This window comes from Pseudomonas savastanoi, from assembly GCF_020917325.1.
GTDB lineage: Bacteria > Pseudomonadota > Gammaproteobacteria > Pseudomonadales > Pseudomonadaceae > Aquipseudomonas > Aquipseudomonas amygdali.
Genome location: NZ_CP076652.1, coordinates 2,775,156 through 2,800,545, shown reverse-complemented (window position 1 = coordinate 2,800,545; position 25,390 = coordinate 2,775,156). Strand labels below are relative to the sequence as shown.

Annotated in this window: 24 protein-coding genes and 1 pseudogene; 8 read left to right on the top strand and 17 right to left on the bottom strand. The window is 57.3% G+C overall.

The annotated features are described in order from the left end of the window. Nucleotides 1-73 precede the first annotated feature (73 nt). On the top strand, nt 74-1,069 hold the full coding sequence (locus tag KP808_RS12135) for an aldo/keto reductase (protein WP_058401512.1): 996 nt from the start codon (nt 74-76) through the stop codon (nt 1,067-1,069). Nucleotides 1,070-1,088: 19 nt separating this feature from the next. On the opposite strand, the gene KP808_RS12130 is transcribed toward KP808_RS12135, so the two are convergent. Beyond that, nucleotides 1,089-1,775: a hypothetical protein gene (locus tag KP808_RS12130; protein WP_011168719.1), complete on the bottom strand. Its 687-nt coding sequence runs from the start codon at nt 1,773-1,775 to the stop codon at nt 1,089-1,091. A 501-nt stretch (nt 1,776-2,276) separates the two neighbouring features. On the opposite strand from KP808_RS12130, the gene KP808_RS12125 reads away from it, so the two are divergent. The 3 genes and pseudogenes from KP808_RS12125 (at nt 2,277) to KP808_RS12115 (ending at nt 4,850) form a co-directional block, all read left to right on the top strand. Next, nucleotides 2,277-3,287: an aliphatic sulfonate ABC transporter substrate-binding protein gene (locus tag KP808_RS12125; protein WP_230018587.1), complete on the top strand. Its 1,011-nt coding sequence runs from the start codon at nt 2,277-2,279 to the stop codon at nt 3,285-3,287. Further along, a pseudogene (locus tag KP808_RS12120) lies at nt 3,284-4,133 on the top strand (ABC transporter permease). The gene KP808_RS12125 and the pseudogene KP808_RS12120 overlap by 4 nt, the downstream one beginning before the upstream one ends. Nucleotides 4,134-4,136: 3 nt before the next feature. After that, a complete protein-coding gene (locus KP808_RS12115) occupies nt 4,137-4,850 on the top strand; it encodes an ABC transporter ATP-binding protein (RefSeq protein ID WP_058401509.1) in 714 nt (237 codons plus the stop codon). A gap of 19 nt (nt 4,851-4,869) precedes the next feature. Here the strand turns inward: KP808_RS12115 and KP808_RS12110 are convergent, their stop codons facing one another. After that, on the bottom strand, nt 4,870-5,949 hold the full coding sequence (locus KP808_RS12110; RefSeq protein ID WP_230018585.1) for a polyamine ABC transporter substrate-binding protein: 1,080 nt from the start codon (nt 5,947-5,949) through the stop codon (nt 4,870-4,872). Nucleotides 5,950-6,337: 388 nt separating this feature from the next. Here KP808_RS12110 and KP808_RS12105 point away from each other — a divergent pair, with 388 nt between their 5' ends. Then, entirely contained in the window at nt 6,338-6,604 is a 267-nt protein-coding gene (locus KP808_RS12105; protein WP_002553708.1) for a DUF1652 domain-containing protein, read from the top strand. A 10-nt stretch (nt 6,605-6,614) separates the two neighbouring features. Here the strand turns inward: KP808_RS12105 and KP808_RS12100 are convergent, their stop codons facing one another. The 14 genes from KP808_RS12100 to KP808_RS12035 form a co-directional block, all read right to left on the bottom strand. Continuing rightward, complete coding sequence (locus tag KP808_RS12100; protein WP_230018583.1) at nt 6,615-9,107, bottom strand: UvrD-helicase domain-containing protein; 2,493 nt, start codon at nt 9,105-9,107, stop codon at nt 6,615-6,617. A 129-nt stretch (nt 9,108-9,236) separates the two neighbouring features. After that, nucleotides 9,237-10,160, bottom strand: coding sequence for a 2-dehydro-3-deoxygluconokinase (kdgK, locus tag KP808_RS12095; protein ID WP_230018581.1), 924 nt, complete (start codon nt 10,158-10,160; stop codon nt 9,237-9,239). Between the two features lie 28 nt (nt 10,161-10,188). Next, entirely contained in the window at nt 10,189-11,394 is a 1,206-nt protein-coding gene (locus KP808_RS12090) for an amino acid deaminase (RefSeq protein WP_080396316.1), read from the bottom strand. 31 nt (nt 11,395-11,425) lie between these two features. Then, the gene (locus tag KP808_RS12085) at nt 11,426-12,190 is read right to left on the bottom strand and encodes an IclR family transcriptional regulator (protein WP_004658792.1); all 765 of its coding nucleotides are present in this window, start codon (nt 12,188-12,190) and stop codon (nt 11,426-11,428) included. Between the two features lie 59 nt (nt 12,191-12,249). After that, on the bottom strand, nt 12,250-12,636 hold the full coding sequence (locus KP808_RS12080; protein ID WP_002553703.1) for a RidA family protein: 387 nt from the start codon (nt 12,634-12,636) through the stop codon (nt 12,250-12,252). Nucleotides 12,637-12,676: 40 nt separating this feature from the next. Beyond that, the gene (locus KP808_RS12075) at nt 12,677-13,468 is read right to left on the bottom strand and encodes an amino acid ABC transporter ATP-binding protein (protein WP_002553702.1); all 792 of its coding nucleotides are present in this window, start codon (nt 13,466-13,468) and stop codon (nt 12,677-12,679) included. Then, entirely contained in the window at nt 13,465-14,127 is a 663-nt protein-coding gene (locus KP808_RS12070; protein WP_004665521.1) for an amino acid ABC transporter permease, read from the bottom strand. Before KP808_RS12070 ends, KP808_RS12075 begins: the two co-directional genes overlap by 4 nt. A gap of 9 nt (nt 14,128-14,136) precedes the next feature. Then, entirely contained in the window at nt 14,137-14,799 is a 663-nt protein-coding gene (locus KP808_RS12065) for an amino acid ABC transporter permease (RefSeq protein WP_002553700.1), read from the bottom strand. A 63-nt stretch (nt 14,800-14,862) separates the two neighbouring features. Next, a complete protein-coding gene (locus KP808_RS12060) occupies nt 14,863-15,714 on the bottom strand; it encodes a transporter substrate-binding domain-containing protein (RefSeq protein WP_058401503.1) in 852 nt (283 codons plus the stop codon). Between the two features lie 374 nt (nt 15,715-16,088). Further along, the gene (locus tag KP808_RS12055; protein ID WP_005743630.1) at nt 16,089-16,448 is read right to left on the bottom strand and encodes a hypothetical protein; all 360 of its coding nucleotides are present in this window, start codon (nt 16,446-16,448) and stop codon (nt 16,089-16,091) included. Between the two features lie 49 nt (nt 16,449-16,497). Continuing rightward, a complete protein-coding gene (locus tag KP808_RS12050; RefSeq protein WP_005743629.1) occupies nt 16,498-16,941 on the bottom strand; it encodes a hemerythrin domain-containing protein in 444 nt (147 codons plus the stop codon). A gap of 115 nt (nt 16,942-17,056) precedes the next feature. Then, complete coding sequence (locus KP808_RS12045) at nt 17,057-17,482, bottom strand: DUF3830 family protein (RefSeq protein ID WP_058409361.1); 426 nt, start codon at nt 17,480-17,482, stop codon at nt 17,057-17,059. A gap of 119 nt (nt 17,483-17,601) precedes the next feature. Further along, the gene (locus KP808_RS12040) at nt 17,602-18,165 is read right to left on the bottom strand and encodes a GNAT family N-acetyltransferase (protein ID WP_230018841.1); all 564 of its coding nucleotides are present in this window, start codon (nt 18,163-18,165) and stop codon (nt 17,602-17,604) included. A 99-nt stretch (nt 18,166-18,264) separates the two neighbouring features. Beyond that, on the bottom strand, nt 18,265-18,966 hold the full coding sequence (locus tag KP808_RS12035) for a DUF3053 domain-containing protein (protein WP_058401502.1): 702 nt from the start codon (nt 18,964-18,966) through the stop codon (nt 18,265-18,267). An 860-nt stretch (nt 18,967-19,826) separates the two neighbouring features. Between KP808_RS12035 and KP808_RS12030 the strand changes: the two genes are divergently transcribed. Together KP808_RS12030 and KP808_RS12025 are read left to right on the top strand one after the other, a co-directional pair. Next, nucleotides 19,827-20,675 carry a hypothetical protein gene (locus tag KP808_RS12030; RefSeq protein WP_058401501.1) on the top strand — a complete coding sequence of 283 codons (849 nt, stop codon included), beginning with the start codon at nt 19,827-19,829 and terminating at the stop codon, nt 20,673-20,675. A 398-nt stretch (nt 20,676-21,073) separates the two neighbouring features. After that, entirely contained in the window at nt 21,074-22,663 is a 1,590-nt protein-coding gene (locus tag KP808_RS12025) for an ABC-F family ATPase (RefSeq protein WP_002553692.1), read from the top strand. A 63-nt stretch (nt 22,664-22,726) separates the two neighbouring features. On the opposite strand, the gene KP808_RS12020 is transcribed toward KP808_RS12025, so the two are convergent. Continuing rightward, entirely contained in the window at nt 22,727-23,860 is a 1,134-nt protein-coding gene (locus KP808_RS12020; protein ID WP_058401500.1) for a lactonase family protein, read from the bottom strand. Nucleotides 23,861-24,024: 164 nt separating this feature from the next. Here KP808_RS12020 and KP808_RS12015 point away from each other — a divergent pair, with 164 nt between their 5' ends. Further along, a complete protein-coding gene (locus tag KP808_RS12015; RefSeq protein ID WP_230018573.1) occupies nt 24,025-25,218 on the top strand; it encodes an MFS transporter in 1,194 nt (397 codons plus the stop codon). Nucleotides 25,219-25,390 lie beyond the last annotated feature (172 nt).

Here is a 25,390-nt window from a genome sequence, read left to right as displayed (position 1 = left end):
GAAACACCCGGTTTATTGCGCCAGCCAAAGCGTAGAGACTTGACGGCTCTTTCAACGATCAGGAGAGTTCATTGTGATTACTCGCCAACTGGGTCACCACGGTCCGCAGGTTTCTGCCATCGGACTGGGCTGCATGGGAATGTCGGACTTCTACACCACCGGCATCGACGAAAAGGAATCCATCGCCACCTTGCACCGCGCGCTGGAACTGGGTATCACTTTTTTTGATACCGCTGACATGTATGGCCCGCATACCAACGAGACGTTGCTCGGCCGGGCTCTCGAAGGCAAGCGTGAAGGTATTTACCTGGCCAGCAAGTTCGGCATCGTGCGTGGCGATGACCCGCATGCGCGTGGCGTGAATGGCAGCCCGGCGTACATTCACCAGTCCATCGATGCCAGCCTGAAACGGCTGAATACCGATTATCTTGATCTCTACTATCAGCACCGTGTCGACCCCAATGTGCCCATTGAGGACACCATCGGCGCCATGGCCGAGCTGGTAAAGGCTGGCAAGGTTCGCCATATAGGCATCTGCGAAGCCAGTGCAGCAACCATCGAAAGAGCCCACAACGTGCATCCGCTGGCGGCCGTGCAAAGTGAATATTCGTTATGGTCACGCGACCCGGAGCACGACAATGTGCTCGCCACTTGCCGTCGCCTGGGTATTGCTTTCGTGGCTTACAGCCCGCTGGGCCGTGGTTTTCTGACCGGCGCATTGCGCACCCCGGACGATTTCGCTGCCGATGACTATCGTCGTTTCAGCCCGCGCTTTCAGGGCGAAAATTTCAAACGCAATCTGGCACTGGTAGAAAAGGTCAAGGCACTGGCTGCGGCCAAAGGCGTCAGCGCGTCGCAACTGGCGCTGGCCTGGGTACTTGCTCAAGGCGACGACATCATTCCGATCCCGGGCACCAAACAGCGCAAGTACCTGGAAAGCAACGTGGCAGCGGCTTCATTGACGCTGAGTACCGATGAGCTGGCTCAACTGGATGCGATCTTCCCGGCGCAAGGGGCCGTGTCGGGCGAGCGTTACAGCCCGGAGTCGATGAAGTCGCTCAACGGCTGAAAACGTTTGTGGTTCGAGATCAGGTCGCCTCAGGGCAGGTCTCGGTGCCGTTGTTGAGGCCCTGTTTTTGATTCTTGTAATCGAGCGTGGCCTTGCCATCGACCCATTTCAGGGTGACGACAATCACTGAGTCGAAATCATCGTTCGTCCAGTCATCCAGCAGGTTAGTGCTCTTGCCGGACGCTTCTTCAGCAACCTTGTTGATCAGCTCCGGCAGGTAGCCATGCGACCAGGCGGTGTAGATAACTGCGTTGTGGTACTTGTCCCGCATCAGCTCATCGGCCAGGTCTGCGGTGTCGTTGGCACCAAAGTCGAGGTTGACGGGCAGACCCAGTTTGATTGCGCTGGGCCCTACCGTCATCAGCGGACGCACGTAGCTGTAGGACAGGTCGCCCTCACCCTCTTCCACATGCCGGCTGGGGTTGGCGGCGAAGATGAAGTCAGCCTTGCCGAATTCCCTGGGCAGGACCTCCGACAGTTCGATGGCCCGGTTGAGCCCTTGGCAGTTCAGTTGCCCCAGCCCCATGGCCGGTTTTTCGGCATGACGAAGAAATACCAGTGTCTGCGTGCCGTTCTTGGGCTCGGCATGAACCCCCTTGCCCATGGTGAACAGGGCCAGGGCAGAAGCCACCAGCAATGATGGGAAGAAGCACCATGCGATGCGGCGCTGGAGTCGGGTGATCGAAGGCATTTTCGGCATATTCATTATTTTCTGAGTCCGGTGCGCATTTGAAAGGGATCAGCCATCTGGCTGGTGCGAATACGCAGGCTTATGCAGCTCGCCCCAAGAATTTCTGCGGATCAGTCGAACAAGGGCGCAGTGAGCGCGCACTCATGGATTACGCGCGAATATTAGTGCGCACATGTTTCGAAATTAAGAATGTGGACGATTAGGAGTGTCAAAAAACGATTCTGTTGCAAACCTGGCGAAAAAAAATCAGCCGGCAAGCAGAAAAACTGTCAGAAAATCGTCGAAAAACAGGCCGCGAGCCTTACTGTTCCCCAAGCAACAGCGGCTCAACACCTTGCTGCCAGATCAACACCACTCACACCGGAAAACTGCCTGAAACCTTGCTGTTCAAGCACTCAGACCCTTGGCACAGAGCATGCAATATTCCATTTGTGAATTTCATGCGCTCTGGACTGCTGTTTTTGAAATATGCAAACCAGTCTTGCAGCCTTTGTCTCCCTGATCTGGACGCTCACTATGCCACAACCCCCTATTTCTTTTCGGTTGCAGACGCCGCGAACCATGATTCGCTGGATGCTAACGACCTGCGCATTGGCACTGAGCCTGCAAGGGGTAGCACAGGCCGGTGAAACCGCGCCTGCCGAAGTCCGCCTGGATTACGCCTATTATTCGCCGGTCAGCCTGGCGCTCAAGCATTTTGGCTGGCTGGAGAAAGCCCTGCCGGAGGCGAAAGTCACCTGGGTGTTGAGCCAGGGCAGCAACCGCTCGCTGGAATACCTGAACAGTGGCAGCGTCGACTTTGCTTCGTCGGCCAGCCTGTCTGCGGTGCTGGCACGGGCCAACGGCAGCCCGATCAAATCGGTGTATGTCTACAGCCGGGCAGAATGGACGGCGCTGGTCGTACGCAAGGATTCGCCTCTGCAATCGGTAGCCGAACTCAAAGGCAAGAAAATCGCCGCCACCAAGGGAACCGACCCTTACCTGTTCACCTTGCGCGCCCTGCAGAAAGCCGGACTGAAAAAGGATGATGTCGAGCTATTGCATCTGCAACACCCCGATGGTCGCACAGCTCTTGAAAAAGGTGATGTGGACGCCTGGGCCGGACTTGACCCGCACATGGCTGCCAGTGAAATCCAGTCGGGCTCGCGCCTGCTTTACCGCAACAAGGATTTCAATAGTTATGGCGTACTGAGCGTCACGCAAACCTATGCCGATGAACATCCACAAGCGATCAGGACGGTATTGAGCGCTTATGAAAAAGCCCGCGAATGGGCGCTGAAGAACCCCGACGAATTGGCCAGATTGCTGGCTGACGAGTCAGGCCTGCCGCTGGAAGTCGCCAGGCTGCAATTGACCCGCACAGACCTGAGCAACCCGCAACTGAGCGAAAAAGATGTAGAAGCATCCAAGTCCGCAGCACCGATTCTGGTGTCCGAAGACCTGGTGCGCAAAGGGGTGAATGTCGAACAGGTGATCGATCAGTTGATCACGCCCGAGTTTTCCAAAGCCGTGATCGCAACGCCATGACCAGCCCAGACAAGTCCCTGCCTGCCTGTGCGCAGGCAGCCTTGCCTGACAGGGCGCAGCGCAGGTTTTGGCAGCGCTACAAAACGCCCCTCAAAGGCCTGGTAGTCCCCGCTGTAATCATTGTTTTGCTGGAAATTATCGTGCGCATCGGCTGGCTGCCCTCCTACCAGATGCCAGCACCCAGCGAGATCGTGCTGACACTGCGCGATCTGGCCGATGGGTGCGTTGTGGAAACACATCAGTGCCAGTCTGTTGCGTGTGCTCAGCGGCTTTGTGATCGGCGCGAGCCTGGCCTTGGTATTTGCCGCGTGGGTGGGGCTCAGTCGTGAGGCGGAGGCGTATCTGGAGCCAACGTTCGCCGGGCTCCGTTCCATCCCCAGCCTGGCCTGGGTGCCGCTTCTGCTGCTGTGGCTGGGCATTGGCGAAACATCCAAGATTGTGCTGATTGCCATCGGTGCGTTTTTTCCGGTCTACCTCAACGGCGTGGCCGCAATTCGGGGCATTGACCGAAAGCTGGTAGAAGTCGGCCAGATGTATGGCTTCAGCCGCTATCGCCTGACCCGGCGTATTCTTCTGCCCGCCGCCCTGCCCGGCCTGTTCACCGGTTTGCGCAGCGGCATGAGCCTGTCATGGATGTTTCTGGTGGCCGCAGAGCTGATCGCTGCCACAAAAGGCCTGGGCTACCTGCTCAGTGACGGACGCGAAACCTCGCGCCCGGACATCGTGCTGGCGGCCATCATCGTTCTGGCAACACTGGGCAAGTTGAGCGATGGCCTGTTGGCAGGCCTGGAAAAACGCTTTCTGGCCTGGCGGGACACATTCACCGGCCAAAGCCGCGAGGGTTGATAAATGTCGGAATCGTTGATGAATATACGCGTCGACCGCAAGGCATTCGCTGGCAATACCGTACTGCATGACATCGATCTGTCGTTACAGTCAGGTGAAATCGTCAGCCTGCTGGGGCCAAGCGGTTGTGGTAAAAGCACGCTGCTCAGAATTGTCGCCGGGCTGGAGCAGGACTTTCGTGGCTCGGTGGACAACATTGAGGGAGAAGTCGCGTTTGTGTTTCAGGAACCGCGCCTGATGCCCTGGCTGACCGTCGAACAGAATATCGGCTTCAGCGACGACGCTGGCTACGACCGTAGATGGGTCGGTCAATTGATCGATGAAGTGGGCCTGTCCGGTTTCGCCGATGCTCTGCCAAAAGCGTTGTCCGGAGGCATGGCGCAACGCGTGGCCATCGCTCGCGGTCTGTACTCGCACCCTGCCGTATTGCTGCTGGATGAGCCTTTCAGCGCAGTGGACGCGTTTACCCGAATGAAGCTTCAGGACCTGCTGCTGCAACTGGCCGAGCGTCACGCTATCACCCTGTTGCTGGTGACTCACGATGTCGACGAGGCGTTGTACCTGAGCGACCGGGTATTAGTGATGGGCAGCCGCCCCGGTACGATTACCCAGCAACTGCCGGTCGGGCTGCAAACACCAAGAGATCGCCGCGATCCGCTACTGGCCAGGCTGAAGGCTCAGGCACTGACCGAGCTGCATCAGGCCCACATCATTTGACGCCAGTCGCATCGCAGCCTCACTTATCGGCCTTGAACTCCTTCCAGAGCTTCTGGCGCATCGCTTCGATATCAACCGGGACCTGAGACATCACGAACAGGCGGCTCAGCATGTCGGCGTCTGGATAGACAGTGGTATCCGTCCACAGGCCGGGATTGATCAGGGCGTCGGCCTTTTCGTTACCGTTGGCGTAATGCACCGTATTGGTAATGTTGGCGATCACTTCGGGGCGCAGCAGGTAGTTCATGAACGCGTAGGCACCTTTGACATCAGAGGCATCAGCCGGGATGGCGATCATGTCGAACCACATCGGCGCACCCTCTTTTGGAACCACATAGCTGATGGTGATGTTGTTGCCCGCTTTTTGGGCCTGCTCCTGCGCCAGGGAAATATCCCCTGAGTAGCCCACTGCCACACAGATCTTGCCCGTAGCGAGGTCGCCAATGTAGTCGGCTGAACTGAAATTGTGCACGTACGGCCGTACGTCATCCAGCAGCGCCTTGGCCTTTTTGTAGTCGTCCGGCACCTCGCTGTGCGGTGGCAGGCCGAGGTAGTTCAGAGCGATAGGGATCAGTGCCGGTGCGCTGTCCAGAAAAGCGACACCACACTGGGCGAGCTTTTTCATGTTTTCCGGCTTGAGCACCAGATCCCATGAGTCAAGCGGAGTGTCCTTGCCAAGAATGGCCTTGACCTTCGCCATGTCATAGCCAATCCCGGTGCTGCCCCACAGGTAGGGAAACCCATGCTGGTTGCCCGGATCACTGCCCTCCAGTGCCTTGAGCAGAACCGGGTTGAGGTTTTTCCAGTTGGGGAGCTGCCGTTTGTCGAGGGTCTTGAGCAAGCCGCTTTCAATCTGTCGACCCATGAAATGAATGGACGGAAAGACCAGGTCGTACCCGGAATGGCCAGCAATCAGCTTTGTGTTCAGCGTCTCGTTGGTTTCGAAAGTCTCGTAAGAGGTCTTGAAACCGGTGGCCGCTTCAAAATTTTTCAGAGTGTCCGGGGCGATATAATCCGTCCAGTTGTAGATATTGACCGTCTCCGCCGCATGGCTGGTCGAGGCCAGCAACATCAGTGCAGCAAGGGATTTTCTCAGCATTTTCAGCTCCTCGGGTCAATAACGATAGCTTGCCCCAGACCGGGCATGAAAACCACCTTCGTCAAGCAAGTTCAGTTCACTACGGGGCCTTCTCCGGGGTGAATGACAAATGCATGGAACGTGCCCATTGATACCTTGCGATGATGACAGCCATATAATTGATTTTTTTGTGCTGCGTCATAAAAAATTTTTCCAGAACGGTGCTGGCAAATGCTATTTTCAGTACTCGTCAGACCGCTCAGCGATCCTGCTGGAAAGCAACCCGACCGACCGATAGTCCGCTGCGCTGATTATCGTCTCGTCATCATGCTTTACCGGACGAATTCTGGCTGTCTGCCTACCCATTGGAGCAAGGGAAATGCTCGATTGATTAAGGTGGGCCATTGTCATGAACAAAGTCACATTCCCCAATGCGTGCCAACTGATGCGCTGGCACTTCCATCCGGTAGGCTTTGAAGCCTCGATGGATGCTCCCGGCAGCATGATTGCACGACTTTTCGACCGCGCCAGCGGTGAGACAGTAGTCGCCATCGCCGGCCTGCCGTGTTCCACGGTGATGAATGCCGCAGATGTAGAGCGCATCATCGAAGCCATCGAGGATGAGCTGGAATTGTTCGGCACTCATACGCAGCAACAGGTCGCCGGTTTTTCCTGAGATGACAGCCTCAGCCTGTTCGGACTTTACCGCGCAAGTCTTCGAAGAAAGGCTTGTCCTGGGCAATTCTGTCTGAAGCTTTAGGCATCTGGGCGTTCTCCCCGCCGCCGGTGCCTTGATCGATATACCAATAGCAATGCCGCGCCGCACGAGTAATGGCGACATAAGCCAGGCGCAAGACTTCATCCTTCTGCGCTGTATCAAAGGGCTGAAGATCGCTCGCATCACCCAGCCCTGCCAAACGGTAAACCTGATTCTTGTAAGGCGAGACAGTCAGATGCTGGCAGTCACCCAACAAAAACACGGCATCCGCCTGCAAGCCTTTGGAACTGTGGTACGTCAACGTCCTGATGCGACGACCTTGCGCGCCCATCGCCGCGTCAGCATCGATCAATGCCTGCAAACGCTCCGAGAACCGGCTTTTCTCGCTGCCTTTGCGGTACAGCAGCAGAATCGAGTCACCGTCGTTGTAGTGCTCGGCTACACGCTCGGCCAGTTCGTCTTCGTCACGATCCAGCACCTTGACCGGCAGCAACTCTTGCGGCATGCCGCTGGCACGAGCCTTCTTGCCCGCAATCGCCGGAGCAGCCCGGACAATATGCTCGGCGGCATCGATAATGTGCTGATGGCTGCGGAAGTTGTCACTGAGCATGACTCTGGTGGTCGCCGGTGACGAAAACTCCCTGGCGAACTCCATGAAATACTTGGGTGAGCTGCCGCGCCAGCCGTAGATCGATTGCCAGTCATCGCCGACACACAGCAGTGATGAATGCTGAGCGATCCGGCCTGTATGCAGAGCGGGACCACGACGCCGAATTTCGCGCAGGCTGGCGCGTATCCATGAGACGATCTGCGGCGACACATCCTGGAACTCGTCGATCATCAAATGCGACAGCGGTCTGAGCATCTGGTCGCTGACGTGTTTGAGGTTTTCCGGCGATGTTTCACCGAACAACGCAAACATCCGGTTATAGGTCATGATCGGAGGCGACTGAGCCAGCAGGTGCGTTTCGAAAGCTTTCCAGAAAAGACTCAGCGCTTCGAAGAAGAAACGATCCGGGTCGTCGCTGGCAAAGCTCATCTCGGACACGGCATTGGGTACGTCCAGCCCGAGGTTCTCGATGAAGCTGGCGGCGGTGACAAAACAGTCCAGTAGCGGCGCAGCACCGAGCTCACCCTTCACCCGATAGTCGAATCCGGGCCCGGCAACTGCGTCGCCCGCCAATGACTGCAATAGCTTGCTGGCAGACTGATAATTATCCAGCCAGATCAAAGGCTTACTGCAGAAAGCTTGAAACAGGGTGCGCTTTATGACCCCCTCGGCCCACACTGGCAATTTGGCGCCCGGGCGCTTGATTTGCTGGTCTTCACTGGCGTCCAGGCCCAGCACAACCCAGGCATCCAGCTCGGCGATATAGCCGTGAAAACAAAAGGGAAAGCCATTTATTTCAACAGCTTGGCGCATAGGCTCAATGCCCTTTATAGGCCAGCCCCCTGCGCGAATCCACAAGTCTTCGACAGTGTCACACCACTCTTCATCCCGTTTCGAGGACAGCTCGGTCACCGCAACACGTTTCTGCACGTCAGGATGGTCGCGATCCAGTTCCTTGAGCTGCAAGGCATGGCGATACAGCGGCGCCATGACTTCGCGAAAACGCTCATTGCCGGCGTACAGGTCGCGGTAGCAGAGATTGAGTTGCTGACGCTGCGCGTCGTTGATCCGCAGGTCGAAAGGATTGCTGTCCGCCTCTTCCAGGCCGGATGACTGGCTGCTCAGGTTCTCGAACGCCCTGAGCTGCTCAAAACCCGGCAGGCTGCGCACCAGCGGCAGAATACGCGAGTGAAAGGTGCGAACCAGGTCACGCGCCTGTTTCTGCCCCGTCACATGCCCCCACAGGGCCATGACATCAATCAGCTTGCCGATGAAGTCCTTGCGCGACTCGCGGGTGAAGGTCACGACTGTCATCGCGCTCAGCTCAAAGCCCAGGTAGTGATGCAACAACAGAATACGCAGCACCAGCGATGTGGATTTGCCTGCGCCCGCCCCGGCAATGACGTAGGTAGACGGGGTATCGCTGAAAATCATCTTCCACTGCGCCGTGCTGGGCTGGGCATGCGCAGGGAGCTTTTCGGCGACATCGGCCTTGATGCGCTTTTTCAGTTCGGGCGTGAGCGCCAGCCGCCAGTCGTCGAACAGATGGTCGTCAACCTTGGGGCCGCGATGTCGGACAGGTCGAGTATCGTTGATGACAAGCACCTGACGCCCCGCTTCTTCACCATCCAGGTAGCCGTCGGCATAACCCTCGCGTACGCCCTCTATGTGCCCGTTCAGATAGCCATCGGCATGGCCTTGGAACCACGACGGCATATGCTGCGAACCCAGCCCTGTGAGGCCGCGGCCGATCAGGCGCGATAACAGACGCCTGAAAAACGGCAGTTGCCGAGGCGGCATGAGATCGACATCCAGGTCATGAGGAAGCGCAGAAGGAAGGTCGTCAGGCACGCAGACTCCGGTGGATGGCTTGCAGGCAAAAAGGTCGCCTATGGTGGCCGGATTTGCGCGCAGGTTCCAGCGAAATGCTTGTCTGTCAGTGCGTTAGCCGATCAACTGCATGTTCCGTCGCAGGTGCTATCAGACTGGCATGACCGATTTTGGCACCAGTGCACCCGGGTGCTGAATCACTACACTGGCCAGGCGATGACCGGCTTCGGCAGCCTGTCGCGGCTGTTCCCCCGTGAGCCGGGCGGCCAGATAGGCAGCGCTGAACGAATCCCCCGCTGCTGTGGTATCGACGACGCGCTCGACCTTTTGCGACGCAATGTCGAAACGCTCGCCGCCGGCTTCCACAAGACAACTTTGCGCGCCGCGCTTGACGACGATCTCACCGATGCCACGACCCCGATAGGCCGCCAGCAATTGCTCACTGTCTGCATAACCATAGAGCGCCTGCTCATCGTCTTCGGTGAGCAACGCCAGATCCACATGCTGCAGACATGCCTGATAGGCCTCACGGGCCTGCTCCACGCTGGCCCACAGCCGAGGCCGATAGTTATTGTCGAAGGCAACCCTGACCCCACGTTGGCGAGCACGGCCCAGCGCTTCCAGCAATCGGGCGCGGCCCTGCTCGCCAAGTACCGCCAGGGTGATACCGCTGAAATAAAGCACGTCGTAGCTGGCCAGCGCCGCGAGAATCGGCTCGGCCGCGGGCGTCATGAAACAGTCCCGTACGGCGGCTTCGTTGCGCCAGTAGAGAAAACGGCGCTCGCCATTGGCATCGGTCTGGATGCAGTAGAGCCCGGGCAAACGCCCCGGCAGGCGCTGCACCTTGCCCAGACCAATGCCCTCATCGGCCCAGATCCGGCACATTGCATCGCTGAAGCTGTCATCACCCAGCGCCGTGACGTAATCCACCTTGGCCCGCTCACCCAACAATCGGGCAAGGTAAACCGCCGTATTGAGCGTGTCACCGCCGAAGCTCTGACGCAGGCTGCCGTCGGCATGCTGCTGCAACTCGATCATGCATTCGCCGATAAGGGCGACCCGTGGAAGGCTCATGAGACGATTACTCCTGCCAATACCGGAACTAGAAATAGGTGCTGAAAGGCTCGATCACTCGCATGTCATTATCAACCAGACAACCTGAACGCCACTTGTCGAAGGTCAGACACGGGTGTGAGGTACCGAAGGAAATGATGTCGCCAACCTTCAACTCGCACCCGGGCGCGACGGTCATGAAAGCGTGCTGATCCATCACGGCAGTCACTTTGCAGGCACTGACGTCGTCGCCTGATGCAGGCTGCACGCCCGCTTTGTAACGCAGCAGCGGGTTGGGCAGCCCTGCATCGTAGGCAACGTCGCGCTTGCCCATGGCGATCACCGCAAAACCCGGCTCCGGCATGGACTGCACATGCGCCCAGACCTCCAGCGCAGGACGCAGCGCTTCGCTCAGCTCGGCACGTCGGTCCAGCACGCAGCACTGCGCATCCTTGTAGATACCGTGGTCATGCACCACATAACTGCCGGGGCGCAGCACGCTGAGGAACCGTTCGCGAACGGCCCGGGCATCGAATGCTTCAGCGATCAGGTCGTACCACGCCGAGCCGGATGCAGTGACAATCGGGCGATCCAAAGCGAATGCGCCCTTGTCCTGCAGGTCGACAGCCAGGCGCACCAGCGACGCCGCAAAAGCCTTGATGCCATCGATGGCATGGTCGCCGTGGATGACGCCTTCGTAACCCTCGATACCCGTCAACGCCAGCGCCGGCTGGGCCTGAACAGCGTCAGCCAGGGCCAGCACCTGCGCTTCGCTGCGACAGCCGCAGCGTCCACCGGGCACGCCATATTCGATCATCACGTTCAGACGCAGGCCGCGTGCCGCGAAAAACTGGCCCAGTGCAGCGACATTGTCCGGGTGATCGACCATGCAGTGAAACTCGAACATCGGGTCAGCCAGCAGATCGGCAATCACCGCCATGTTCGGCGCGCCGACCAACTGGTTGGCCATTAACACCCGCCGTACGCCATGCGCATAAGCGGCCTGGGTCTGGACCGCCGTGGCGAGGGTCATGCCCCATGCGCCCGCGTCCAGCTGTCGCCGAAACAGCGCCGGTACCATGCTGGTCTTGCCATGCGGTGCCAGTTCTGCACCGCTGTCGCTGACAAAACGTTGCATCCAGCGAATATTGTGATCCAGCGCCTGACGATGGATGACCAGTGCAGGCAGGCTGACATCAGTGACCAGGCTGTCGCCCGGCTGTGCAGTGCCCTTGTCCATGACGGCGGTGTCCATGACAGCGATGCTCATCAGTAATCTCCTGCAGTTATTCGTTTATTCGACGAGCCAGGCCATTGGCGCTGTCGATCAGCACCCGTCGATAGTCGTCGTAATGGGTCTTGGCATCGGCACGCGGCGCGACAATGCACAGGGTTGCGATGCACTGACCGTGCTCGTTTTTCACCGGCGCGGCGAAACAGTGCGTGAAGGTGTCGGCCACGCTATCGAAGGAGAAGAAACCCTCTTCGCCCGCCTTGCGGATTTCCCGCAAGAAGGTTTCCAGCGGCAGACGCTCGCCACCCGGGAGGATGAAATCGTCGGGATCAATCAGGTCGATGATCTGCTGATCGCTGAGGTGGCTGAGCAGCAGACGCCCGGAAGCGGTCCACGGGATGGGCGCGTTTTCACCGATGTCCGAGGAAATCCTGAAATGCCGCTCACCCTCTTTCATCAGCGCAACGGTGTATTTTCGGCCATTGAGCAGGCACATCTGCGCGGTTTCCCGCGTCTGGCTGACGATCTCGCCCAGGCAGACTTCCGCCTCGCGAGTGAAATCGAAGTGGCGCAAGTGCGCCTGACCGAGAAAGTACAACTGACGGCCAAGGTAGACATGCCCGTCCTTGCCGACCGTTTCCAGAATACGCCGCTCCAGCAGCGACGCCACCAGCTCGTAAACCGTCGATTTGGGGCTGCCGATTCCGCTGGCAATTTCGTTGGGACGCATGGGTCTGGCCTTTTCCTTGAGGAAATCCAGAATATCGAACGCCCGGTCCAGTCCACGTGCCCGGCGCTTGATTGTGTCTTCAGTCATGACTCATTCCTTAAGTAGAGCTGTAAGCCAGATAACCCGAGGCTTCTGGCTTGAAGCTGCTACTTGCGCCTATAAGCAATACAGTCGATTTCGACCTTGCAGTCGACCATCATGCTGGCCTGCACGCAAGCGCGCGCCGGTGCATGCTCGGGGCTGAAGTATTCACCGAACACCTTGTTGAAACTCCAGAAGTCCCGTGGGTCTTCCAGCCACACGCCGACCCGTACTACGTCTTCGAGCGCATAACCGGCTTCGTCGAGGATCGCGATCAGGTTGCGCATGGTCTGGTGCGTCTGCTCGACGATACCGCCGACGATAATCTCGCCATCCTGCGCAGGCACCTGGCCGGAAACGTGCAGCCAGCCGTCGGCCTCGACTGCTCGTGCGAATGGACGTGGCTGGCCGCCCCCAGCAGTGCTGCCTGCGCCATAACGGGTAATAGTCATGAGTTTTTCCTTGTCTTGAAGCATTGGACGTCGTGAAACGTTAAAAACGGATGTTCTTGAGGAATTCGCTCAAGCGCGTCGATTTCGGTTGCTCGAACAGTGTCTTGGGTGGCCCCTGCTCCTCGATGCGCCCTTGATTCATGAATACGATCTGGTCTGAAACCTCATAGGCGAAACGCATTTCGTGAGTCACCAGCAGCATGGTCATGCCGTCCTCGGCCAGGTCCTTGATAACGCTCAGCACTTCGCCGACCAACTCCGGGTCGAGCGCAGAAGTGACTTCATCGAACAACATCAGGCTGGGATTCATGGCAATGGCGCGGGCAATTGCGACCCGCTGCTGCTGACCACCGGACAACTGGCCGGGAAAGTGATTGCGGCGCTCCAGCAGCCCGACCCGGTCCAGCCACTTTTCCGCCAGGGCAATGGCCTGATCCTTGGGCATCTTCTTGACCTTGAGCAGACCCAGGGTCACGTTCTGCAAGGCGCTGAGGTGCGGAAACAGGTTGAATTGCTGAAACGCCATGCCAGTCATTGCCCGGTGCTGTGCAATAACCCGCTCCGGATGACGGGTACGCTTGCCGTCTACGTCGCTGTAACCGATATCCTGCCCCTCAAGCCGGATATGACCGCCCTGAAACTCTTCAAGCAGATTGACGCAGCGCAGCAAGGTGGTCTTGCCCGAGCCGCTGGAACCGATCAGGGTAACAACGTTGCCTTTCTGCATACGCAGATCGACCCCCTTGAGCACTTCCACTGCGCCGTAGGACTTGTGCAGGCCTTCGATGCTGAGCAGCGCCGGGCCGGGGGTTGCGGTATGAGTCTGTGTCATGGCAATGCCACCCGTTTTTCGATTTGCCGCCCAAGAAGCTCAATGGCGTAATTGATGAGAAAGAACAGAAAACCTGCAAACAGGTAGAATTCCAGGGTCATGAACGTGCGCGCAATCACCTGCTGAGTGCTCAACAACAGTTCAGCCACACCAATGACTGAAAGCAGTGTCGAAGCCTTGACGATCTCGGTCGAGGAATTGACCCACGTCGGCAGGATCTGGCGCATGGCCTGCGGCAACAACACATAGCGCAGCGACTGATTGAAACGCAGCCCGATTGCCTTGCCAGCCTCCAGCTGGCCAGCGGGAATGGCCTGCAGGGCACCGCGCACGATTTCCGATACGTGAGAGCCGCAGAACAACGTCAGGCCTATTGCGCCAGCCTGAAACGCGCTGATCTGCCAGCCCAGCGCTGGCACCATATAAAAGACTGCCAGCACCAGCACGAACACCGGCGTACCGCGAATCAGATCCACATAAAGCCGGATCGGCAACCGTGCGAAGAATCCGCCATAGGTCAGCACCAGACCGGCCAGCATGCCGATCAACGTGCCCGCAGCAATCGCCAGCGCCGAGCACTGGATACTGGTCAAAAAGCCGGACCAGAGCACTTCTCTCGCGGTCCACAATTCCTGCAACCAGCCAGGGGGTTGATACATGACAGCCTCCTAGCGGCGAATCGCCAGACGTTGTTCGAGGGTGCGCAACAGCATGGCGATCACATAGCAGGCCACTACGTAGAGTGCAGTGGTCACCAGCCAGGTTTCGATCACCCGGTAGCTTTCGACGTTGATCTTGCGCGCGTAGTAGGTCAGCTCCGGCACCGCAATGGCGGCTGCCAGCGAGGTGTCCTTGAACAGCGAAATGAAATTGTTGGATAGCGCTGGCAACACGTTGCGCAACATCACCGGCACGATGATGTATGCCCTCACCTGCCACTCGCCCAGACCGATGGCCAACCCTGCTTCGCGCTGACCTTTGTGGATGCTCAGCAAACCGGCACGGAAGACTTCGGTCAGATAGGCACCGGCGTACAGCGACAGCGTGACAATGAACGACGCCAGCTTGTCCAGGCGAATGCCCAGCCCGGGCAAGGCGAAGTAGATCAGCAGGATCAACACCAGAATGGGCGTGTTGCGCACCACGGTGACGTAGATCGACGCGACAATTCGCAGTGCCTTGTAACGTGACAGCAGCGCAAATGCATTTGCCAACCCGATCACACAGCCGATGGCGATCGAGATCAGGGCCAGTTCCAGCCCCAGGCCCAACCCCGCCAGCAAGCTGGGAAAGTCGCGCCATACGGCATCAAAATTCAATTGATAATTCATGCTTGCCCGTACCTGGCAGGGAAAGCCCGATGGCCTGCCCTGCCCTTGAAGGTCAGAGTGGACTTATTTGTATTCCATCGGGAAACCGATTGCAGGCACAGGCAGATCGACACCAAACCATTGCTTGAACGAGGCGGCGTAAGCCGGGAACTCGACACCGGTCATGGCTTCATGCAAGGCGGTGTTGACGAAGTTCAACCAGTCCTGATCGCCACGTTTGACGGCACAAGCGTAGGTTTGCGGGCTCCAGGCAAAAGCCGGCGAGCGGTAGCGGCCAGGGTTCTGAACCATCAGGTACTTCACTGAAGACTGGTCGGTGGCGGCCGTGTCGGCGCGCCCCGAGTTGATCGCCTGGTACATCAGGTCGACGCTGTCGTACTGATCGACCTTGGCTTTGGGCAGCGCCTGATGCACCAGCTCTTCGGCATATACGTTTTGCAGCACGGCAACGGTCACTCCGTCGCCCGCGGCTTTAAGGTCGTCAATCTCCTTGTATTTGCTGTTGGCAGGCAGCAACAACGCTACGCCTTCGCGGTAGTACGGCAAGGTGAACGCCACCTGCTGTGCACGACTGGCGGTAACGGTGATGAACTGGCAACTGATGTCGACCTTGTCAGTCAGCAAGTTGGGAATTCGCGCATCCGATGACTGCACCACAAACTCGACCTTGCTCGGGTCATTGAACAGGCCCTTGGCGATGATCCTGCCGATGTCGATATCGAAACCCTGCAACTTGCCGTCCGCTCCCTGAAAATGCCACGGGGCATTGGTACTGCCTGTACCCACCACCAGACTGCCACGTTTCAATACTGCATCCAGCTTGCTGCCTTCGGCGGCCTGAGCCGCGTTGGCCAGCGTGAATGAGGCTGCAAGGACAAATGCACAAGCTTTCACAAAAGAAGGTCCGCGATGCATGACATAGACTCCGCCGAAGTATTTTTATTCCGCTATAGCGGACAATTGTATGTAACAACGGAATAGACAGCAGAAAGTGTGCCATACGAGGCCTGCGAAAAACACCGCATAAAAATCTCGAGGCAAATCAAAAGGCTGGAGACGAAGGAATTGATGGCTGGGTGATATTACGACTTGAGGGCACCGCTACCTTTTGTCACAAATGAGTGGTAAGGCCCCACTCTTGTGCGCGCGCCGCGGTCGAGTACGCAGTACTGGTGCAGGCGCAACGGTCGCGCCGCAGTGAGGACAGGTGCAAAACGCTGGAACTGCCTGCCAATGCGGGAGCATTGGCAAGAAAGTCAGTCCGGTTGAGGCATGACGAACAGCATCATTCAGAGGCAGGTAGCAATCGCAGCGGATCGCAAGGCGGCCTGGGTATCGCCCTGCGGAGCGTAGAACTCGACAGCAGTGGCAGGACCTTTGGCGTGTACGTCTGCGAAATACCTGGATTCAGTAGTGAAAACAGTGAAGCCGCCACCGGAAAGATCATGCAGGAACACATCTGACGATGTGCCAAACATCGCTTCGTTCTGCCAGGTCACCTGAATGCACTGGGCAACGGCGGCATCCTGCTTGGCACTCGACAGGACCTTGAATGGCCCTGCCGCACGTGCCGAGTTTGAAGGCGCTGCGCACCCGGCCAGAACCGTTGCCGCAATCACCGTTGCGCTCGTCAAAAACAGAAACTTCATGTCGTGCCTTCGCTGATAAAAAAGCCGATTCTAGCACTGCACGGGCCTGTTACCCCTCAGCCAATTGCTCTTCGTATTCCTTCACGTATTCACCAGCCAGGCTCTCTTTCTGCTTTTCATCAAGTAACTTGCCTGCCATCTGAAAGAACTTCTGCTCTTCTTCCTTCAAGTGGTGATGCACTTTTTCCGACAGCTTTTTCGCAGTCGCCAGCCAGGCCGGGCTGGACATCTCGGTTTCATCGAGCTCTTCCATCATCTCGTCCATTTCATGATGCTCGGAAATGGCATGGCGGCTGAGGTCCACGCCATTGTCGTGGGCCATCAGGGGAATATAGAAAAACCGTTCTTCGGCTGTCTCATGAGCTTGAAGCTCATCCTTGAGCTGTTTGTAGGCTTTCTCTCGTTCGACACTGTCGCCGCTGGTCTGGATCAGTGCGTCGGCGTAACCGCGCTGACGATCATGGCTTTCACGCAATGCTTCAAAGATATTCAAGGTCTTGTCTCCAGGTCGGCTTCCGGGAGCTGGAAGCATTGTGGACTAGACCCCTGGCGAAGATCAGCAGTTCCGAGAAATACTGGCAAATGACTACTGCGCGCTAACCACAGGCTCAGGCCAGCTCGAAAAGCACATCCTGAGCGCCTTCCCAAAGCGTCTTGACGCCCAGTTTGCGCAGGTTTTCCTTGCCTTGAGTAATGGTCAGAAAATGATTGCCGGCCAGTTGGCCCATCTTGCTGGCGAAACAGCACGAACCGTACGCCAGGATAATCTCGGTTTCGCTGTAACCGCCCGGATAGAACAGAATGTCGCCCACAGAAGGATGACTGGTCGCGTTCTCGAAACCGATCAACGTGCCATCCAGCTTCAATTGATAATCATCCAGTGGCACCCAGCAGCCCTCACCACTCCAGCGCACATGGATGAATTTCTGCCGATAAGGCAGCAGCTTGAGAAATGCTTCCACCGTTTGCGGCGCATCCGGATTGGCTTCGGCCAGAAACTCGTATCCGCCCGCGGTAATTTTGATGGTGGTCACTGCAAGGACTCCTTGAAGGCAACAATGCTCAGAATGGTGCGCAAGGATAAACGCGAGTCTTGTGAGGCGTCACGGAGTTCCGCTGCGCTCACAGGGAGGCAGGCAGCTGCAATCGTTAATCAAACAGAAGTCCGCGCCGGATCTGACCCGCCGAGCAGTTTGGCGAACAGCCGATTCTCATGTGTTTCGCCCTGAAACTCATAACGTGGCGAACCTTTTACTTCATAACCCTGACGCGGATAAAACCCCAACGCGCGCGGGTTGCCAACCCAGACAGTCGCCCACATCAACGCGGCCTTTCTGGCCGCAGCGCGCTGCTCGGCGGCTTCGAGTAACAGTCGCCCTGCTCCACATCCAGTGAAGCGTTCCTGCACATAGAGGCGTTGCAACTCGGCAGCCGTCAATACGCCGAGCATCGGGTGATCGACGCACAGCGTTACCTGAGCGAAGCCGATCAGATGCCCAAGAGATTCAGCCACGATAATGAGCGTTTCCGATGCGCCAAGCAGATGCGCAAACGCCTGCGGGGAAAATGCCTCGAGGGCTTCGCGCGCGATGGACTCACGGATGCCTTGCGTTGCGTAGGTGTCGAGAAAGACCTGCATGCCCAGCGCGCTCAGGCATATAGCGTCAGCGGGCACTGCTTCACGCAGGGCAATCGTCGATGGGAGAGGTTTGATTATCAAGCAGACAGGCCCCGGGGCAGGCAAAAAGACACGCGAATCATACCCGACACACGGCCTGGCCCGGCAACAAGGCCGGGGCAAGCCGTCAGCTCAATCTCAGCGACCGGTCATGAGCGATTGCAGACGAGCCTGAGCCTGCTGAGCGTTTTTGCCCTGATCGTTCAGCTCTTGCAGCAATTTGTTGAGTTCAGCCTGTACGACCGGGTCCTTGACGGTTATCGCCGAACCCGAGATATCGATTTGCGATTTGTGCGCGTCCACATAATCGGCAACCTTCAGGCCACTCGAAAACGTGCCCTTTATTTGCGGCAAGACTTCACGGAACGTGTTGGCGGGTACGCTCACCGTCCTGTCATACGCCTTGTCGTAAACGACTTTCAAGTCATCGGGCTGCTTGAGTTTGGCATGTGCCGCATCTGCCTTGCCCTGCTCGATGGTCAGCTTCTCACCGACTTCATCAAGACCTGTCTGCACGGCAGCCAGGTCTGCGCGACGTTGAATGACATCGCTTACCGAACGAAAGGATCCTTTCTGCATCAAGCCGGCGAGAGGCTGTACAGCGGTGTCCATACCCGCGCCGAAGTCGGAAATAACGGCATAGTGCGAGCTGTAGTCACCAAAGGCTTTCTTTTCGTCGTCCGTCAGTTTGGGAACGTGCACACCTGGCTTGTCGATAATTCGGGTTTGCAGGAACTGAGTGAACGCAGTGCGTTGCTCGGGCTCCTTATCCCCGCAGCCGGTCAGCAACAGGGGTAAAGCAACAGCCAGCAGCAAGACTGGACGGAAAAGGGACTTCATGTCAGGAACCTCCGGGTGATGAGAATGCGCGGTCATCGGCATGGCCTGACGAACGCGAGCGTGCTTATAGTCTCGTCATCACTTCATCTAGTTCCGCGGCGGATGAATTTTGCGACGCCTCATCACCAGAACGGCGCATGGAAAACCCGCTCCCCCTCGGCTATTTGAGTCAGCAAACGCAGGTACTTCAGAGTGTCGGCGCAACAGAATCAGCACTGCAAAAAGCTCGCCTGGCAGCCTTTTCAGGAAAGTTCATTAACATTTCTTCATGAGGTGAAACGTTTCAGCGACTAGTCTTCAGCGCACCGACAAAGTGAACAACAGGAGTCAATCACTATGTTTGCACACGAGGGCCTGGGCCTGATCCTTGTCTCCATCGTCTTTCTGCTCGGAGCGATTGCGATGTTCATTCACCCTTTCCACGCGCTGGGGAGCTGGTTCAGGAGGAAGCGGCAGGAACGGAAATCCGATTAGCTGTCAATAAATTCGCCACAACAAGGAGGCCCGGTGATAGCCGGGCCTTGCAGCCTCACCCTCTCCCGCCTCCCTCCCCTCGTACAGCGCGAAGCCTGTATGTATGCTCAGCAATATTGCACTAAGCGCATCTAGCGGCAGGTGCATTAACCGCGAGTTTGATACTGGCTATTTAGTATTAAATAATACTGCAGGTCGTGCATTACATCCTAAAAATCCTCTAACGCAAGAAAAAAATCTTCAAAAATTAATCACCAACCTGTGGCTTAATGTTTCCAGTTTGATACGCTACTGAAACTCTTTGATATTGAACTAATGGCCAGCAGCCAATAGCATTGCGCGCCAAATACCCTAACTAATTTGCCACTAGTGCTCATGAGGTAGTCATGACTAGTCAATCCATCAATGCGGCGGTTTATCTTCGAAAGTCAGCTGAAGATCACATTCCGAAGCCGATCCGCGTACTTGATTTCGGCAAATGCAGAGGCACCAGAAAAGGCCCGGTTCTGCTGATTGGTTCAGGTCAATCTGCCAGAAACTTTCCGATCCGAGACTTTTCGGACACCCCGATGATTACCATGAACGGGGCGTTCTCGATGTTTGCAGGAACGAACATCAAGCCATTGTTCTACGTGTGTACTGACCGGGACTTTCCCAACCAGCAGCCCGAGCTGTTCGCCGCGGCAATGCGCGAAAGCGAGAATGTCGGCCTGTGGGAAGACCAGTTCAACTCCGGCATTCCCAGGCCTTCCGGGCACGCCTATGCGCTGAAGAAATCACCGAGGTTGTCGACGGTTGCAGCGCTCTGTTCACGAGAAGATGCGCTGGTCAGAAAACTGTCTTTATGGAGTCATAGAAGCAGGGATATCGGCTTCAGCAAAAACCTGGAACTGGGCTTTTTCGACGCCCGCACGGTCATGTATCTCGCCTTGCAATTGTCCTATCACCTTGGTTTTGATAGCGTCTTTCTCGTAGGCTTTGATATGAATCAGTCTGCAGGCCGGTTCTATGAATCGTCGACAGACGTGTGCTCGCCTTGTGGACTGGACCAGCACTACGAATCAAGAATTCTCCCGTCACTGGAACTTATGTCGAAACAAGTAGTCGGGGATGATTTTCAGGTGTTCAATTTGTCCGACAGCTCGCGAGTTCCAGATGAAGTCATTCCCAGGTTGAGCATTGATGAAGCCCGACTTAAAGTAAGCGTCGCCCATTACAACGCCAGCCGAACGTAAACGACCTCCCTATCAGGCAACTTGACGACCCTGTCTATTTCTTCTGCGACTTCCGTTGAAATCGCACCTGCCTCTGCCCTGCGCAAACGCCTTGAGCAATGCTACCCGACAGGCACCTGAGCGAACCGCAACGCAGACAACTCGGCAATCCGGCACCGTCCACCATGTCACTGCCGCCCGACCTATGCGACAATGCGCGCCAATGTCTGGCATGAACCCCCACATTCATATCCCGGCAACGCGGCCATGGCAGGCTGCCGTTGCTGTAGACGTATGCCCGTTGGATCAGCTCATGCTCAGGCGGAGCAGGCTGAACAGCTCCGGTCGGGTCTAGAACCCGACACCCGCTGACACCAGCGCTCCCCAGTTATTGCCCAAGTTATTGATAGGTAAAGTAATTGATCTCCACAGCTAACATCACGATGCAGTTCGGCCCCAAACCCTTGTTCGAGAACGTCTCGGTCAAGTTTGGCGCCGGTAACCGTTACGGCCTGATTGGCGCGAACGGCTGCGGCAAATCCACCTTCATGAAAATCCTCGGTGGCGACCTTGAGCCTTCGGGCGGTCAGGTGATGCTGGAGCCGAACGTACGACTGGGTAAGCTGCGCCAGGATCAGTTCGCCTACGAAGAATTCACGGTGCTCGACACCGTGATCATGGGTCATGAAGAGCTGTGGAAGGTCAAGGCCGAGCGCGACCGCATCTACTCGCTGCCGGAAATGAGCGAAGACGACGGCATGGCCGTGGCAGAGCTGGAAACCGAGTTTGCGGAAATGGACGGCTACACTGCCGAGTCCCGTGCCGGCGAACTGCTGCTGGGCCTGGGTATCGGCATCGAGCAGCACAACGGCCCGATGAGCGAAGTGTCGCCCGGCTGGAAGCTGCGCGTTCTGCTGGCGCAGGCACTGTTCTCCGATCCGGAAGTGCTGCTGCTCGACGAACCAACCAACCACCTGGACATCAACACCATTCGCTGGCTGGAAAACATCCTCACCCAGCGCAACAGCCTGATGATCATCATCTCCCACGACCGTCACTTCCTGAACAGCGTGTGCACGCACATGGCCGACCTGGATTACGGCGAGTTGCGCCTGTTCCCGGGCAACTATGACGAGTACATGACCGTGGCGACCCAGTCCCGCGAGCAGTTGCTGTCCGACAACGCCAAGAAGAAAGCGCAGATCTCCGAGCTGCAATCGTTCGTCAGCCGCTTTTCGGCCAACGCATCGAAAGCCAAGCAGGCCACTTCCCGAGCCAAGGCGATCGACAAGATCCAGCTGGCCGAGGTCAAGCCGTCCAGCCGTGTCAGCCCGTTCATTCGTTTCGAACAGACCAAAAAGCTGCACCGTCAGGCAGTCATTGTCGATCGCATGGCCAAAGGCTTCGACGGCAAGACACTGTTCAAGGACTTCAGTTTCCAGGTCGAAGCCGGCGAGCGTGTCGCAATCATCGGTCCGAACGGCATCGGCAAGACCACCCTGCTGCGCACCCTGGTCAACGAGTTGCAACCCGATGCAGGCACGGTCAAGTGGACCGAAGCAGCAGAAATCGGTTACTACGCTCAGGACCACGCTCACGATTTCGAAGACGAATCTACCCTCTTCGACTGGATGGGCCAGTGGACGCAAGGCGGCGAGCAAATGGTACGTGGCACTCTGGGCCGCATGCTGTTCTCCAATGACGAGATCCTCAAGTCGGTCAAAGTGATTTCCGGTGGTGAACAGGGCCGCATGCTGTTCGGCAAGCTGATCCTGCAAAAACCGAACGTGCTGGTGATGGACGAACCGACCAACCACCTGGACATGGAATCCATCGAAGCGCTGAACCTTGCGCTGGAAAACTACCCGGGCACCCTGATTTTCGTCAGCCACGACCGCGAGTTCGTGTCCTCGCTGGCAACCCGCATCATCGAACTCAGCCCAAGCGGCGTGATCGACTTCAGCGGTACCTACGACGATTACCTGCGCAGCCAGGGCGTTTCGTTCTAAGCCTGTCAGGCTGCTACAGCAAAAAGCCCTGTCTTGTGACAGGGCTTTTTATTTTCAAAACCGCTACTGGCCCGGCTGGCTGAGCATTTCAATCCACAGCGCACCCTTGCCCGAGGGCGCTTCGCTGACCCGCTGCAAGGCACCGTTCGCCGCAATGGCGTAACTGCCGACCTTGTCGCTTTTCTCACCGCTCACCAGCAACCAGCGCCCATTGGGTGACACTGCGATGTTGCGTGGCTGTTTTTCCTGCACCGGATAGTTTTCGACAAACGTCACCTTGCCACTGGCAGGCTCGACCTTGAACACCGACACGCTGCTGGTAGTGCGCTCGCTGATAAACAGCAACCTGCCATTCGGCGCGAGGCGAATGTCTGCCGCCCAGATACGCGGGGTGGGGTCATCCTTGAGATCATTGTTGCGCGCATCGCGGGCCTGCCCCGGCGCCAGGTTCAAGCGTTTCGGGATACCGTCCGCCGTGCTTGTCTGCTTCAACGCACCGGTTTTCTGGTTAATCGCGAACGCAGTGACGGTGCCACTCATTTCGCCGACCACGTACAGAAATTTGCCATCGGACGAAAATGCCAAGTGGCGTGGGCCGGTATTCTCGGTAACAGCAACATAGCCCTCGCCAATGGGCACAAGCTTGCCGTCCTTTGGCTCCAGCCGGTATTGCAGAACACGATCAACACCAAGATTACCGGCGTATGCAAAACGGTTGCTCGGGTCGGTGCGCACCGAATGCGCATGCATGCCGGTCTTGTAGGTCTGGATACTGTCGCTTGGGCGGTGTTGCGCATCGATGGGCTGGACGCTGAGCAAATCGGCACCATACGACGCGCCGAACAGGAAGCGCCCGCTGCGATCGGTAGACAGGTAGGCCAGGCTCTCGGCCAATGGTGCCTGGCTCAGCGGCTTGAGATGCCCTGTTGCAGGCTCGATGCTGAAACTCAGCACTTGATAAGGCTTGGAACGCAGCGCCGCAAATAACGCTTTGCCGTCCGGTGAGATGGCCATCGGATTGACCTGATCTCCGGCTTTTGTCTGCTCGACCAGGCTGAGCGCGCCGCTCTGCTCATCCAGACGGTATTGAGATATCAGGCCGTCGGTGGGACTGGATATGTAAGCAAACGTGGCTGCCTGGGCAGGCAGGCCAAACGAACAACCGACTGCAGCGGCCAGCAACAGAATATTTCTCATGGCAAACCTTTTTATTATTGTGGTGTGATCAGTCATCCTATGACCATATCTGCAGAACAGCAACTGCCTGATAACCCGCCCATATAAAACCGTTAGCCTGCTTTCTTTTAGTCACAGTGCACGCCATGATGAGGCACTCCCACCGCCTGCCAGCGAAGAGCCCAATGCCTGCCGCACACTCCGGTTCCATGACGATTACCCTGCAAATCGTTTCCATCGTTTTCTACACATTCATCGCCTTCCTGTGCATCGGTCTGCCTATTGCGGTGCTACCCGGCTATGTTCACGACCAGTTGGGTTTCAGCCCGTTGATTGCCGGCCTGACCATTGCCTCGCAATACCTGGCAACGCTGCTGAGTCGACCTTTTGCCGGCCGGGCGACCGATACGCTGGGCAGCAAGCGCTCTATCGTGTTCGGACTGTGGGGCATCGTCATCAGTGGCAGCATGACGTTACTGGCAACGCTGCTTCAGGAGTTTGCCACGCTGAGCCTGTCGATTCTGATCGTTGCGCGACTGTTTCTCGGCGTTTCCCAAGGGCTTATCGGGGTTGGCACCATCAGTTGGTGCATCGGCAAGCTCGGATCGGAACACACGGCCCGATCAATTTCGTGGAACGGCATCGCGTCCTATGGTGCGATAGCCATTGGTGCACCGCTGGGCGTGGTAGTCATAGATACCGTGGGCTTCAACAGCCTGGGGGTCGCCTTGATGGTGATGGCCGGGCTGGCGCTGTGGCTGATCCACAACAAGCCATCGGTGCCGGTTGTAGCCGGTGAGCGCCTGCCCTATTGGTCAGTGTTCGGCCGTATCGCGCCTTATGGTCTGGGACTGACGCTGTCCTCTATCGGCTACGGCACGCTGACAACGTTCATCACCCTGTTTTATCTGAGCCGTGGCTGGGAAGGCGCGGCTTATTGCCTGAGCATGTTTGGCGTGTGCTTTATCCTCGCCCGCCTGCTGTTCATCGGCGCCATCAACCGGCTCGGCGGCTATAACGCGGCCATCGTCTGTATGGCAGTAGAGATCTGCGGGCTGTTGATGCTCTGGCTTTCACCGAGCAGCGGCATTGCTCTGGCAGGGGCCGGGCTGACCGGTGTGGGGCTGTCGCTGATCTACCCGGCGCTGGGCGTGGAAGCGATCAAAAGCGTGCCTACCCCCAGTCGAGGCGCAGGTCTGAGTGCCTACGCAGTGTTCTTCGATCTGGCCCTGGCAATTGCCGGCCCTGTAATGGGGGCTATCGCCCTGGGTCAGGGCTATGACTGGATCTTTTTTTACGCGGCGTTGCTGTCGGTATGCGCGCTGGCGCTGACAATCTGGTTATCACGCCGTACCGCTGACCAAACATATCCGGCATGAACACTACCTTTAGTGCATAAGTTTTTTGCTTGTAATTCCAATAGTTGGTAGCAAGTTTTTAAATCCCGCCACCGGTCGGTCAACTTCTTGACGCATCGGCCAGCGACCTCTTGACTTCGTACTGCGGGCCTTGAAAACAGGCCTGCAAAGCGACCGTCGCCAGCCTTGGTGC

Excerpts from the sequence above, each read along its gene's own strand:
- KP808_RS12060 (WP_058401503.1), bottom strand. The coding sequence starts at position 15,714 with ATGCATCGCGGACCTTCTTTTGTGAAAGCTTGTGCATTTGTCCTTGCA.
- KP808_RS12055 (WP_005743630.1), bottom strand. The coding sequence starts at position 16,448 with ATGAAGTTTCTGTTTTTGACGAGCGCAACGGTGATTGCGGCAACGGTT.
- KP808_RS12090 (WP_080396316.1), bottom strand. The coding sequence starts at position 11,394 with ATGGACACCGCCGTCATGGACAAGGGCACTGCACAGCCGGGCGACAGC.
- KP808_RS12130 (WP_011168719.1), bottom strand. The coding sequence starts at position 1,775 with ATGAATATGCCGAAAATGCCTTCGATCACCCGACTCCAGCGCCGCATC.
- KP808_RS12030 (WP_058401501.1), top strand. The coding sequence starts at position 19,827 with ATGACTAGTCAATCCATCAATGCGGCGGTTTATCTTCGAAAGTCAGCT.
- KP808_RS12080 (WP_002553703.1), bottom strand. The coding sequence starts at position 12,636 with ATGACTATTACCCGTTATGGCGCAGGCAGCACTGCTGGGGGCGGCCAG.
- KP808_RS12110 (WP_230018585.1), bottom strand. The coding sequence starts at position 5,949 with ATGCTGAGAAAATCCCTTGCTGCACTGATGTTGCTGGCCTCGACCAGC.
- KP808_RS12065 (WP_002553700.1), bottom strand. The coding sequence starts at position 14,799 with ATGAATTATCAATTGAATTTTGATGCCGTATGGCGCGACTTTCCCAGC.
- KP808_RS12115 (WP_058401509.1), top strand. The coding sequence starts at position 4,137 with ATGTCGGAATCGTTGATGAATATACGCGTCGACCGCAAGGCATTCGCT.
- KP808_RS12070 (WP_004665521.1), bottom strand. The coding sequence starts at position 14,127 with ATGTATCAACCCCCTGGCTGGTTGCAGGAATTGTGGACCGCGAGAGAA.
- KP808_RS12085 (WP_004658792.1), bottom strand. The coding sequence starts at position 12,190 with ATGACTGAAGACACAATCAAGCGCCGGGCACGTGGACTGGACCGGGCG.
- KP808_RS12075 (WP_002553702.1), bottom strand. The coding sequence starts at position 13,468 with ATGACACAGACTCATACCGCAACCCCCGGCCCGGCGCTGCTCAGCATC.
- KP808_RS12105 (WP_002553708.1), top strand. The coding sequence starts at position 6,338 with ATGAACAAAGTCACATTCCCCAATGCGTGCCAACTGATGCGCTGGCAC.
- KP808_RS12035 (WP_058401502.1), bottom strand. The coding sequence starts at position 18,966 with ATGAAGTCCCTTTTCCGTCCAGTCTTGCTGCTGGCTGTTGCTTTACCC.
- kdgK (WP_230018581.1), bottom strand. The coding sequence starts at position 10,160 with ATGAGCCTTCCACGGGTCGCCCTTATCGGCGAATGCATGATCGAGTTG.
- KP808_RS12125 (WP_230018587.1), top strand. The coding sequence starts at position 2,277 with ATGCCACAACCCCCTATTTCTTTTCGGTTGCAGACGCCGCGAACCATG.
- KP808_RS12015 (WP_230018573.1), top strand. The coding sequence starts at position 24,025 with ATGCCTGCCGCACACTCCGGTTCCATGACGATTACCCTGCAAATCGTT.
- KP808_RS12020 (WP_058401500.1), bottom strand. The coding sequence starts at position 23,860 with ATGAGAAATATTCTGTTGCTGGCCGCTGCAGTCGGTTGTTCGTTTGGC.